Annotated in this window: 12 protein-coding genes and 1 pseudogene; 4 read left to right on the forward strand and 9 right to left on the reverse strand. The window is 67.7% G+C overall.

Annotated elements, in window-relative coordinates:
• The first annotated feature begins 27 nt into the window (after nt 1–27).
• A complete protein-coding gene (locus tag ACZ51S_RS07800) occupies nt 28–540 on the forward strand; it encodes a major capsid protein (protein WP_468886246.1) in 513 nt (170 codons plus the stop codon).
• A gap of 363 nt (nt 541–903) precedes the next feature.
• Nucleotides 904–1224, forward strand: a complete 321-nt coding sequence (locus tag ACZ51S_RS07805; protein ID WP_468960103.1) for a hypothetical protein — start codon at nt 904–906, stop codon at nt 1222–1224.
• 386 nt (nt 1225–1610) lie between these two features.
• Here the strand turns inward: ACZ51S_RS07805 and ACZ51S_RS07810 are convergent, their stop codons facing one another.
• Nucleotides 1611–2477 (reverse strand): immunity 49 family protein, encoded by an 867-nt coding sequence (locus ACZ51S_RS07810; protein WP_468960105.1) that lies wholly within the window; start codon nt 2475–2477, stop codon nt 1611–1613.
• A 274-nt stretch (nt 2478–2751) separates the two neighbouring features.
• On the opposite strand from ACZ51S_RS07810, the gene ACZ51S_RS07815 reads away from it, so the two are divergent.
• On the forward strand, nt 2752–3174 hold the full coding sequence (locus tag ACZ51S_RS07815) for a hypothetical protein (RefSeq protein WP_468479884.1): 423 nt from the start codon (nt 2752–2754) through the stop codon (nt 3172–3174).
• An 18-nt stretch (nt 3175–3192) separates the two neighbouring features.
• On the opposite strand, the gene ACZ51S_RS07820 is transcribed toward ACZ51S_RS07815, so the two are convergent.
• The 6 genes and pseudogenes from ACZ51S_RS07820 to ACZ51S_RS07845 all read right to left on the reverse strand — a co-directional run bounded on the left by ACZ51S_RS07820 (nt 3193) and on the right by ACZ51S_RS07845 (nt 8948).
• Complete coding sequence (locus tag ACZ51S_RS07820) at nt 3193–4050, reverse strand: immunity 49 family protein (protein ID WP_468479885.1); 858 nt, start codon at nt 4048–4050, stop codon at nt 3193–3195.
• Between the two features lies 1 nt (nt 4051).
• The gene (locus tag ACZ51S_RS07825; RefSeq protein WP_468960108.1) at nt 4052–6646 is read right to left on the reverse strand and encodes a hypothetical protein; all 2595 of its coding nucleotides are present in this window, start codon (nt 6644–6646) and stop codon (nt 4052–4054) included.
• A complete protein-coding gene (locus tag ACZ51S_RS07830; protein ID WP_468960111.1) occupies nt 6643–7014 on the reverse strand; it encodes a DUF6507 family protein in 372 nt (123 codons plus the stop codon). The genes ACZ51S_RS07825 and ACZ51S_RS07830 overlap by 4 nt, the downstream gene beginning before the upstream one ends.
• Before the next feature lie 31 nt (nt 7015–7045).
• Nucleotides 7046–7302, reverse strand: a pseudogene (locus tag ACZ51S_RS07835) (hypothetical protein).
• 19 nt (nt 7303–7321) lie between these two features.
• Nucleotides 7322–7654 carry a hypothetical protein gene (locus tag ACZ51S_RS07840; protein ID WP_468479888.1) on the reverse strand — a complete coding sequence of 111 codons (333 nt, stop codon included), beginning with the start codon at nt 7652–7654 and terminating at the stop codon, nt 7322–7324.
• Nucleotides 7655–8180: 526 nt separating this feature from the next.
• A complete protein-coding gene (locus tag ACZ51S_RS07845) occupies nt 8181–8948 on the reverse strand; it encodes a transposase (RefSeq protein ID WP_468960114.1) in 768 nt (255 codons plus the stop codon).
• An 18-nt stretch (nt 8949–8966) separates the two neighbouring features.
• Between ACZ51S_RS07845 and ACZ51S_RS07850 the strand changes: the two genes are divergently transcribed.
• Complete coding sequence (locus ACZ51S_RS07850; protein WP_468479890.1) at nt 8967–9413, forward strand: phage tail tube protein; 447 nt, start codon at nt 8967–8969, stop codon at nt 9411–9413.
• Between the two features lie 148 nt (nt 9414–9561).
• Here ACZ51S_RS07850 and ACZ51S_RS07855 read toward each other — a convergent pair whose 3' ends face one another.
• Together ACZ51S_RS07855 and hydA are read right to left on the reverse strand one after the other, a co-directional pair.
• The gene (locus tag ACZ51S_RS07855) at nt 9562–10563 is read right to left on the reverse strand and encodes a TIGR03842 family LLM class F420-dependent oxidoreductase (RefSeq protein WP_468479891.1); all 1002 of its coding nucleotides are present in this window, start codon (nt 10561–10563) and stop codon (nt 9562–9564) included.
• Nucleotides 10564–10621: 58 nt separating this feature from the next.
• Nucleotides 10622–12022: a dihydropyrimidinase gene (hydA, locus tag ACZ51S_RS07860; protein ID WP_468960117.1), complete on the reverse strand. Its 1401-nt coding sequence runs from the start codon at nt 12020–12022 to the stop codon at nt 10622–10624.
• Between the last annotated feature and the right edge of the window lie 6 nt (nt 12023–12028).

Genomic DNA, 12028 nt, shown 5'->3' on the forward strand with positions numbered 1-12028 from the left:
CGCTCCTGATCGTATGTCAGAACGCTAGTGGACGCCCGCTTCACCCTGGCCGGGGAGAACGGGCTGACCGTCGAGGTGGACTACGGCGTCCCCGCGGCGAACATGCCGTGGAGCGCGCCAGATGCGGACCCGCTCGCCGACGAGCTTCGCTGGATCGACTACCTCGACTCCATCGGCGCCCCAGCTCCCGAGATGGTCCGCACCTCCCGTAAGGCGGGCTCCCACCTCGCGGGGAACCAGGCCTACCGAGCCGCGTACTACGGCACCCCGGCCGGCGGCCAGACCCCGACGTCCGCACTCACCCCGGAGCAGGTCAACTCCGTGCGCGGTACGTACGGTCTTCCGCCGATCACCCAGTACAAGGCGCAGGTCTGGCAGGACGACGTGTCCAAGCGCGTCCTGCCCGAGGACGAGTGGATCCTCCTCCCGCCGGACCGACATCGGTGGGGCCAGACCCAGTACGGCACCACCGCCGAGTCCCTGGCCCTGTCCCGGGGCACGGCCCGCAGATCGAACGGCAGGAGGCCCCGGGCATCGTGATCACGCGGGATGCCCAGGATGACCCGGTGCAGATCTGGACCGAGGGCGCCGCCGTCGCCATGCCGGTCCTGGTCTCGCCGGACTGCCACATCACGGCGACTGTCCTGTGAGCGCCGCGGTGAAGGCCGTGGGCGTCCTCGCGGCCACGGTGCACGTCCTCGACCCTGAGGAGCGCGTCCCCATCGTGCTGACGGCCGGCACGAAGGTGAGGGACCCGGCCATCGCCGAGCAGATCACCAACCCTGCTTGCTTGGGAAGGCGAGCCGCCTCCGAAGGCCAAGGCACCCCGCAAGACGACGTAGACCGGCTGGGGAGGAGCAGGCGCTCCTCCCCAGTTCCGCATGTGGAGTGGAAGGGAGCATCATGAACAGCGAGGTCCTGCGCTGGCTGATGCCGCGGCTCGGGCCGGACACTGATCCGGCAGACCTGGGCCAGAGGTACGAACGGCTCGGCGCGGCGCGGGCCGTGGCGCAGGAAGTTCTTCACGAGCGGGTCGCGGCCCTGCTGGCTGAGCCGCTGCGGATCAGCATCAACGGTGTCGCCACGATCGACCAGACCAGCAACGTTGCGGCGCTCGAACGCCGTCTGGCTCAGGTATCTGATCAGGTCGCCCCCGACGACGTTGTCGAGACGTCGTTCGTGTCGCTCACCAGCGTCCCCCTGGTGGCTCGACCGCGCCGGTGACGGACAGCGGGGTCAGGGAGGCGTCGAGCGGGGGACGCGCTTCACGCTACGGCACCGAACGAGACGGTCCGGATGGCAGCATCTACGGGCTCCCTGGTGTGCGGCGCGGGCGAACGCGAACGGTCCGGAGCCCTGCGGCTGGTAGTGCCGCGATGCGGCGGGCAGCTCGGTGCCAGGCTGGCACTGGGGCAGTCGCCGACTCCGAACGGCTTCGTGGAAGGCGCGTAGCCGCTGGTCGAGGACAGTTTGGCTACGGTGCTGGAGCAGGGCATCAAGGACCGCGTCCGTGGTGGACCCGACGGCCGGTGCGGGACGAGGGGCCATGGCGACGCGGAAGGCGTGCTTGAGAGAGGCGGCGACTCCGGCGCGGGCGCCGGAGTCGGTTATCAGGCGTCTACTTCTCCGGCCCAGCCGAACTCCAGGAGTTCTTTGGGGAGATACTCGGACTCGACTTTGATCGCCATACCTGCGTCACGGGCCATGCAGGCGATCGCGAGCGGGCCAAGCGCGACCAGGCCTTCGCCGCTCCTCGAACGGGCCTCGTTTGCAGTCCAGTACTCCTTGTGCCATGTGAGCGCCTCGGCCAGGGCCTCGTTGAACCGTTCCTCGTCCCGGGTCGCATACCTGTGGAACAGGTTGAGCGGCGGGCAGAGGATTTTCAGCATCAACTCCTGGCTGGCGATCTGAACGTGTGCGGGGTCGGTGCCCTCTACTGCACGGACCAGGCTGTCCCACGTCTCCTGCCTCCCGAAACGGTGGTTCTGGAGCGTCTCCACCCACGAGTAGATGTACTCGTCGAACTCCGCACCGGACGCGCGGAGGAAGGGCAGGGGAACCTGCGCGAGCCGGTTCATGCGCTCGCCCTCCCGGCAGATCGCCGCCAGGTAGAAGGAGGTGAGCCAGTTGGCGGCGTGCAGGTACTCCTGAGGTCCTGTCGCCGGCAGCTCCTTCTCCTCGTGATTGACGCCGATGCGGCACCTTACGGGCCCTACGGTGGCCTGACCGGCCGTGAACAGCGCGGAGCCGGTCTGCATGGCGAGGATCCAGGCCTCCCATGTCGTGAACCGGTCCGCAATGGGGTCCGCGAGGCAGTGCCACTTGGCTGTGACGAGTGTGAGCATCAGGGCGTCATGACGGTCGTCCCCGGATGTCCCGAGCCCCGCAAGAGCCTCCCCAGCACCCTCGATGATCGGTGCCATGGCCTCGGCCACGTTGTCAGCGATGAACGCGTGACGCGGAACGCGCGTGAGCACACATCCTCCTTCAGCTGATGTCACCGCGCACGGCGGCAGGTTCCATACCGGTCGGCGGATTTCGGACCTGGACGAGCGCCTCACTCCTGCGCTAGTTCCCGTAGCCTCCAGAGCTCGTCCGTCTCGGCCATCTCACACACCTCGGCTCGCCCGGCCACCGGATCTCCAGGATGCACTCCGAGCTGGGCAAGCGCGGCGGCGGGAGACAACGACCGGTCGTATGCCTCCTGCAGCCGGTCCAGGCCAGCCCGGTACCCGTCGAGGTCAGGGCCTCATGGCCGATATCTACGCACTCGAACTTGCCCTCGACCTCGACGCCTCCACCCCGGAGCCGGTGCTCGTCCTGATCCGCGACCACACGGAGCCGTACCCCGAGGAGGACGAGTACGAGGACGCGGACGCGGACGGCGAGTACGTACACCCGCCCTTCAAAGTGCTGGCGGGGCGCCGCCCGGTGTACCGCGTGGGCGGCGACTGCTCCGCCGACCTCACTCGCACTCCAAGGGGCTGGGCCCTCACGGCCCGCCAGGAGATCCACGCCGAGTGCCTCCCGCACGTGGAGGCCTTCCTCGCTGCCCTGACCCCGCACCTCACCACCTCGGCGGACCGCCCGATCGGCTCCCTGCGCTTCTACGAGGACACCGACCCGACCCCGACCACCCCGGACGCGTCGGGGGCGGTCCGGCTGTCTTGGTGAGGGACCAAAGGGCCGCTGTCAGGTCGGAAACTCTCCGGCCCATGCGCGTTCCAGCAGGTACTTCGGCAGGTAGTCCGAGCGGACTTCGACGGGGAAGCCCGCGTCGTAGGCGAAGCAGGCCATGGCCAGCGGGGCGAGCGCGACGAGACCGCTCGCTTGAAGGGCCCGGTCCTCGTCGCTCCAGTAGTCCTTGTGCCAGCGGAGCGTTTCGTTCAGTGCCCGGTTGAAGTTGTCGTGGTCCTCGCGCACCAAGCGGTGAAACAGCTCCATTGGCGGATAGAGGATCTTCGCCGTCACCTCGTGGTCGGCGATGGTGACGACCGACGGGTCGGTGCCGTCGACTGCGGCGACCAGCTTGCTGACCAGCTCGGAGTTGCCGAGCCAGTATGTCTGAAGAGTGTCCACCCATGCGTAGACGTACTCGTCGTACGGGGCCTCAGCCTCGCGGAGGAGAGAGATGGGGATCTGGCACAGGGCAGTCAGCCGCGCTTTCTCTCGGCAGACGACTGCCAGGTAGAAGGCCGCCAGCCAGGCTCCCGCGTCGGCTTGACGATGAGCGCCCATCGCAGGCAGGACCCGGTCCTTATCCGCGATGCGGCAGGTTACGGACCCTTCGCCCGCGGTGGCCGCGGCGAACAGCGCGGAGCCGGTCTGCATGGCGGTGACCCAGGCCTCCCAGGTGGCGAGCTCGCCGGCCTCGGGGTCCAACAGGCAGCGGGACTTCGCCAAGGTGAGCGTCAGCCGCAGGGCATCACCTAGATCGGTGGGGGGCTCCTCCAGGTCATCGATCAGCCGACCCGCACTTCTGGTCAGTACCGCAAGACCCTCGGCGGCATGTTCCGTAGGGAACGAGTGCCGGGAAACGGTCACAGTCACCTTATGACTCCTCGAATATCTTGAAGTACTTCAGCTCGGCTCCAGCATACCTTCCGCTGTTCTCGGCGGCCGTGACGAGCACGTATTGCAGGGTCTCATTCTTGATGGCGATGCGGAGTTCGTCCGCGTATTCGGCGTCCTTCGGGGATGTCATCGCGCGATCCTCCATATCGGTCACGACGGTGCGAACGTATCCGAGCGTCCCTTGCTTCACTTGGGTTTGCGCATCTAGTGCCCCATTTCCTTGGCGCCATTTGAGCGTCCCGTTGGGAGCCTTGGCCTCGACAATGAGTAGATTGCCGTCCTTTGTCCGCCAAAGCTGGTCGAAACGGCGTGATCCGTTGGGTGTTTCAGGAAGATCTGTGATCTCCCTCGCTCCTTCGAACTCCTTCAGTAGCAGCATGTGGTGTCTCGCGGCCTCCTCGCCGAGAGCTTCGCCAAGCTTGGTGTTGTTTGCTACCCCACTTCCTACCCTGTCGTTGAAGGACTCCTTGGCCAGGCGAAGGGCCTCCAGCTTCTCCATGGAAGGATCTGCTTGGAACTTCGCTTGCGCGTCTGTGAGTTCCATACCGGCCCAGCGCCTGTCAGATACGTCGTCGAGATGTTGGAGGCCGGCGTCGTCCGGGACTGTGTTACGCCCTCGCTCCAATGGTTCGAGTCGAAATGCCTCGGAGTCGCCAAATGGGAGGTCGTCGGCATTCATCCATCCGCCCTCCGGCTTCTTGACTAGCTGCGGGAGGATCTGACCATCAACCTCCCGATAAATGCTTAGCCGACGTCTGATTTCGTTGTAATGCTTCTGGCGCCAGGCGTCATCCTCGTTCACGAGTCGCACATGTTCTCTGGTGATGGCGGCCCGTTCCGCGGCGGTCCGCTGCTCGGGGGGCGTCGAACGTGCCCGCTCGTATTCCGTGGGGTGACCGGAACGACTGGCAGGAGCGGAGTCGCCACTGTGCTGATGGGGGCCGTTGCCGTTGCCACCCGATGTGCCGTGACCGCTCGCGGATGGCGTGTCGGTGTGGCCGTCAGCCGGGGAGGTGTCCGCGCCGCCGCGGCCTGCGCCTCCGCCGCCGGGTTCGGTGTGGCTGTTATGCGGCATGTTGTCCGCAGTGCCGCCCGGGGTGTGGGACGCAGCCCCGCCGGGGGTGTGGGTAACCGCGCCGCCGGAGGGATGGGCTATGCCGACTGTTGTGTGGGTGTTGGGGGCGCCGACGGTGACTTCCTGGCGTTTGGGGGCCTCGGCCAGGGGGTGGCCTACACCCTTGGGGACCGTGGTGAGCTCCTGCTTCGGGACGCCTGCCTGGTCGAGGAGCTGGTTGGTGATCTTGTCGTAGTACTGGGGCCGGCCCAGGGCGTCGTCAGGGAGGCGCACCGTGTCCTCGGGGTGCGGCAGACGCACACCGGTCGGGGGTTGTGCCTTGGGGAATGTCTTCCAGACCACGTCGTCGGGCTTCGGGAAGGCAGCGTCACCGCTCGTGGTCAGCTTCGCGAAGAGCTCGCCGACCTTGAGTTTGTTGAAGGTGTAGGAGCCGGCCTTGAAAACGTAAGTCACGGGGTCGATCAGCCTGCCGACCTTGCCGGCCGTTGCGATGGCCTTGGCGACCGTGCCCGTCTTGGCGGCGGTTCCGGCCCCGCCGGTGAAGATGGTGGTGATGACGTTGAAGGTGACCGCACCAGCCGCGCGAGCGGGGTTCTTGCCCCACTCATCCCACGCGACCAGGGCTTTGCCGGTCTCCTTCATCGCCGTGCGCGAGTCGCGCAGCCAGGCGGGGAGTGCCTTGTCGTCAGCCGTCCAGTAGACCACGCCCATGCCCGGCTGGAGGGTGAGGGCCAGTCCCGTGCCCAGCTTCGCAAGGCCCGTCCAGGCCTGGCCGGCCTTGTCCCAGCCATCGACGCCGACAAGGGTTCCGAGGCCTCGGACGGTGCCCACGATGCCGTCGACGACGATGCCGTCCCAGACGAAGGACTTTGCCCAGTGGTCGATCTCGTACCACCGGTGCGTCTGCCCGAACCGGGTACCCCACGGCAACGACTTGGAGGCGTTCAGGTCCTCCAATCGGTAGCCGTACATGTCCTTTCCGTGCGATCCGTCGTCATAGCGGAGCGGGGGTTCACCATGCAGCGCACGGAGCTTGTCAGCGCAGGCCTTCTCGGCAGCCCAGAACGCGGCGACGGTCGCACTGATGTCACGGATCAGTTGACTGTTCTCGTCGGTCTTCTTCTTGTCGTCCTTCCAGTGCTCATCCCCGCTGATCTTGTCGCTGAAGGTTGCGGCCCTCGCCTGGAGCTCCTTCAGCCGCGCCGCGATCGGCCGCGCCTCGCTGACGTATTCACCCAGTGCCTTCGCCGCGTCATCCAGCTGGTCGGCGAAGAAGTCGCTGTCCGTGCGCACCGGATGCGTCGTCGCGAACAGCTGGGCCGCCTCTGGCGCCGAGTAGAACGCGGACAGGCCCTGGAACTCGGAGTCCACGTTGGCTCCCGCGTCACGGAAGGTGACCGCGGCAACCTTGATGGCGGCATAGTCCTGTTCCAGCGCCTCCAGGTCACCCGTGAATGTCGGGACCGTACAGGGGTTGACTGGATGGTCGCCGCTCACTTCTTGACCGCCTCCAAAAAGACGACCTGCGGCGCCTTCAAAGCCTCACGCTGGGCGTTCGCCGCCTGCTCGAGGTTGCCGTTCACGTACGCCGTCGTCGCGTCCATCGCACCCTTGATCGAGGCGCCCGTCCGGGCCCCGATGAACGTCAGACGCACGTTGTGGGACGCCATCAGCGCCGCCAGCGCGGCAGCGATGGGCCCCATCCCAGAACCCTCACCGCCACCGAAGGAGAGGGGCCCCGCGTGCTTCGCCGCGTTTGGCAGCGTCGTCTCCAACGCCTTGCTCGCCTTCTGGAATCCCTCCGCCGCGGTCCCTGTCTTATTCAGGACTCCCCGCACGCCAGACGGCTTAATGTCCCAGTCCATGTCCAACCCCCTCTTCCCCGTAAGCTCGGCGTCAGCCGATGTTGTCGACCGCCGCCTTGGCCCGCGCCAGCGGGCCTGCGCGGTCGCGTCGTTCTGCTCCAGCGTGGTGCGGACGAGTCGGATGAGTCGCGCACCCTCGTTCGCCGCCTTGCTCCAGCGGACTTCCTTGCCGTGCTACTCGTCCGAGACGCCGTCGGCCGTGAACTCGGCCATCACCGCCTTCACCGCCGCGCCCTGGACCCCCACGCAAGCAGCGATGTCGTACGAAGTGCGGCCCTGGTTTGCCATGCGTCTCAGTCCCCGGGTGTCAGCGCGCGCCGAAGCGCGCGGCGTCGAAGTTGGCGGAGCCCATGTTCTGGTGGGCGTTGTCGCCCTGCTCCTGGTCACCGGTGCTGAACGAGGTGTCCATCCCGGCCTGACCGCCGAGGATGGCCCGCAGGGATCCGTTCAGCTCGGCGGTGATCGCGTCGGAGCGCCGCTTGAACGAGTCGAACGCGGTCCGGCCGACGCCGTTGAACTTGCCCTCCAACGGGTCCGCCGCGGCGATCAGCAACTCGATCAGCGTGCCGAGGTCGTCGCTGGAACCGGTCGTGGCCTTGCCCAGCTCGGACAGCGTCGTGCTGCCCATGCCGAACTTCATGCCCCACCTGTCGTTCCGTCACGCGCCCAACACGTCTCACTCTCGTGACCCCCCTGTCTACCTAAGAGATCTTGCGAACACAAAACATGGTTTCGGCCAGACAGCAGCTGGCCGCGCAGGACACTGCCTTCGAGGCCATGCCCGCAGAGCGTGCCGCCTGCTGATCGGATATCCCAGAAACGATCTTTGTGTCGGCCTGGACGGACCGTTCGCTGTTCGGGCCGCGCGCTGCCCAGCGTGGGAGAGGTTGTGCAGCCGGGCGACCCGCACATCGCGTGGGGACGCCATCACCCTTGAGTCCGAAGTCACGCAGGATTGTCCGGATCTTCATCCCGGGCGCAAGCGCGCTCGACCCGAGCACGGACCTTACGGGGGGAGGGACTCGAGCTCGTCCTTCCAAGCGGCTTTCAGTGGGTCAGGACAAGACGCCCAGGTTCGGTCGGCGTGCGCTTGGCGCACCTAGGACTTGTCCCGTAAATGATCTTTGAGTCGCCGGGGTGGGTCGATCGCGGTGCGGTCCGCTTGCCTATCCGGCGAGGGCGAGGTTGTGCATGCGGGCGATGCCGGGCATGGCGTGATGGACGCCGTCACCTTTGAGGCGGCAGTCGCGGAGGATCTTCCAGGTCTTCATGCGGGCGAAGACGTGCTCGACCCGGGCACGCACCTGCTTGTGGGACGTGTTGTGCACTTCCTTCCACTCGGGCAGGTCTTCGCCCTTGCGGCGGCGGTGCGGGATGACGAGTCCGGTGCCCGGGTAGCCGCCATCGGCGATCGTCATGGTCCTTCCGGCCGCGGCTTTGGCGCCGGATTCCTCCCAGGCCTTGCAGTCGTTGCGGTTCCCGGCGAGCGGCCGGCCGACCACGACGACCAGGCGGGTGTCGGCGTCGATGACGACCTGGTGGTTGGTGGAGTACCGGTAGTTCCTCGACTGCGCGGCGATGGTGTGGTCGCGGGTGGGTACCAGGGTGCCGTCCACGATGAGCACGGTGTCCTTGGCGAACCGCTTGCGGGGCTGGAGCGCGAGCATCGGTCCGAGGTGGTCGATGATGCGGTCCGCGGCCGACTTCGACACCCCGAACAGCGGTGCGAGCTGGCGCATGGTCAGGTTCGTGCGCCAGTACGCCGCGACCAGCAGTGCCCGGTCCTCCAGGGGAAGGCCCCACGGCCGGCCCTTGCGGACTGCGTCCGCGCCCTCGCGCCGCAGCACGGTCACCAGCTTCCCGAAAGCACGCGGGCTCAGCCCGGTGAACGGGGCTATCCAGGACGGCTCGGACGCCGTGATCACACCAGCCACATCGAGATCATCTCACCCGTGACCAGCAGTTACGGGACAAGTCCTGGCCACCTTCCTACTCGGGCGGAGCTGACCGCCGGCACCGACCTGACGAACGCGGTCGCAGCGATCGACGGCTGGTCTCTGTCGAACCAGGCCATCGAGACCCCCGACCTGGGGAGCACGTTCGAGTCGAAGATCCCCGGCGTGGACCAGGCCGACGACTCGTCCCTCGGTTTCTACGAGGACAAGGTCGCGGACGAGATCGAGCAGCTGCTCACGAAGGACTCCACCGGCTGGGTGGTGTTCCTGCGCAAGGGCGACGTGCCCGGCTCCCGGTCGATGGACGTCTTCCCGGTTCGTATCGGCTCCCGGTCCCCGCAGTACAGCGTGGACAACGAGGCCGCAAAGTTCACCGTCGCGTTCTCGATCACGGAGAAGCCGCTCCAGGACGCGCCCGTACCGGCTAAGGCAACGACGCCGTAACCACCCCGCCCTCGCCTCCCGGCCGAGCGGTGCGCTTCGCCCGGCCGGGGCTCCCCCACCCTGGAGATCTCGATGACCAGCACCACCGAGACCGACCTCCCCTTCATCACTGGCCCTGACCAGAACCCCGCGGGAGCAGGCGCGGGGATCAGTCGCGCAGCGCCGGGATGACGTGCTGTCCGTACGCGTCGATGGTGGACTCCCTCGCGTCGTGCATGTCGTAGACGGCGAACTGGTCGACGCCCAGGTCGCGCAGGGCACGGAGTTTGTCGATGTGGGCCTCGATCGGGCCGAGCAGGCAGAAGCGGTCGACGATCTCGTCGGGGACGAAGTCGGTGGACGGGTTGCCGGCGCGGCCGTGGTGGCTGTAGTCGTAGTCCGCGCGCGACTTGATGTACTCGGTGAGCTCGTCGGGGACCATCGAGGAGTGCTCGCCGTACCGGGAGACGAGGTCGGCCACGTGGTTGCCGACCATCCCCCCGAACCAGCGGCACTGGTCGCGGGCGTGCTCGAGGTCCTCGCCCACGTACGCGGGCGCCGCCACGCAGATGGTGATCGCGTCCGGGTCCCGGCCGGCCTTGGTGGCGGCGGCGCGGACCGCCTTGACCATCCATTCCGTGAGGTAGAGGTCGGCGAGCTGGAGGATGAACCCGTCCGCCTTCTCCCCGGCCAGGGCGAGGGCCTTGGGCCCGTACGCGGCCATCCAGACGGGCAGCTTTCCGTTCTTGATCCACGGGATGCGGACCGGGTTGCCGTCGACGAGCGCTTCGCGGCCCTCGGCGAGGTCGCGGATGACGTCGATGGCCTCGCCGAGGCGGGCCAGGGTGTTGGGGGCGCGCCCCGCGACGCGCATCGCCGAGTCGCCGCGGCCGATGCCGCAGACGGTGCGGTTGCCGTACATGTCGTTGAGGGTGGCGAAGGTGGAGGCGGTGACCTCCCAGGTGCGGGTGCCCGGGTTGGTGACCATGGGGCCGATGTGCAGCTTCTGTGTGTTGGCCAGGATCTGGCTGTAGATGACGAACGGTTCCTGCCAGAGCACGGCCGAGTCGAAGGTCCAGCCGTAGCGGAAGCCGTTGCGCTCCGCGCGCTTCATCAGGCTGACGACCTGGGAGGCCGGCGGGTCGGTCTGCAGGACGAGGCCGAAGTCCATGGGCGGGCTGCTCCTTGCTGGGGAGTGCGGGTGCCGGGGCGGGCCGCCCCGGCACCCGCTAGAGGTACTGGCAGGTGGAGCGGTGCACGAAGGTGCCGTGCCCGGCCCGTCCGGTGAACTCGCGGCGGTCGATGACCAGTTCGCCGCGGGAGAGGACGGTGTCGACGCGTCCGGTGATCCGCTTGCCCTCGTACGCCGAGTAGTCCACGTTCATGTGGTGCGTCTCGGCGGAGATGACCTGCTCGGCGTGCGGATCGTAGAGGACGATGTCGGCGTCGGAGCCCGGCGCGATGGTCCCTTTCTGCGGGTAGAGGCCGAACATCCGGGCCGGACTCGCGCAGGCGATCTCGATCCAGCGGCGGCGGCTGATGTGCCCGTCCAGGACCGCCTGGTGCAGGAGGTCCATGCGGTTCTCCACCCCCGGCAGCCCGTTCGGGATCTTGGAGAAGTCGCCCCGCCCCAGCCCCTTCTGGCCGCGGAAGCAGAAGGGGCAGTGGTCGGTGGAGACCACCTGGAGGTCGTTCGTGCGCAGGCCGCGCCACAGGGCCGCCTGGTGCTCACGCGGCCGCAACGGGGTGGAGCAGACGTACTTGGCGCCCTGGAAGTCGGGCTCGGCGAGGTTGTCGGTGGACAGGAACAGGTACTGGGGGCAGGTCTCGCCGAAGACCGGCAGGCCCTTGTCCCGGGCCGCGGCCAGCTCGGCGACCGCCTCCTCCGCCGAGACGTGGACCACGTACAGCGGGGCTCCGGCCACCCGGGCGAGCTGGATGGCGCGGTGGGTGGCCTCGGCCTCCAGGAGCACCTTGCGGACCTCGCCGTGGTGGCGGGGGTCGGTTTCCCCGCGCGCCAGGGCCTGTTCGATGAGCACGTCGATCGCGATGCCGTTCTCCGCGTGCATCATGATCAGCCCGCCGTTGGCGGAAGCGCGCTGCATGGCCCGCAGGATCTGCCCGTCGTCCGAGTAGAAGACCCCCGGATACGCCATGAACAGTTTGAACGAGCTCACGCCTTCCTCGACGAGTCCGTCCATTTCCTTGAGCGTGTGCTCGTTCACGTCCGACACGATCATGTGGAACGCGTAGTCGACCGCGCATTTCCCGTCGGCCTTCTCGTACCAGGTGTCGAGCCCCTCGCGCAGCGAGCGGCCCACGCTCTGCACGGCGAAGTCGACGATGGTGGTGGTGCCTCCCCAGGCGGCGGCGCGGGTGCCGGTCTCGAAGGTGTCCGAGGCCGCGGTGCCGCCGAAGGGGAGTTCCATGTGGGTGTGCGCGTCGACCCCGCCGGGGATGACGTACTTCCCGCTCGCGTCGATCGTACGGTCGGCCGTCCAGGCCTCGGCGGCCGCCGAGCCGTGCGCGGCGAGGGCGGCCACCCGGCCGTCCTCGATCAGGACGTCCGCGTGGAGCTCGTCGGCGGCGGTGACGACCAGGCCGCCGCTGATCAGCGTACGGATGCTCATGTGCGT

Source organism: Streptomyces sp. NPDC034043, from assembly GCF_055575675.1.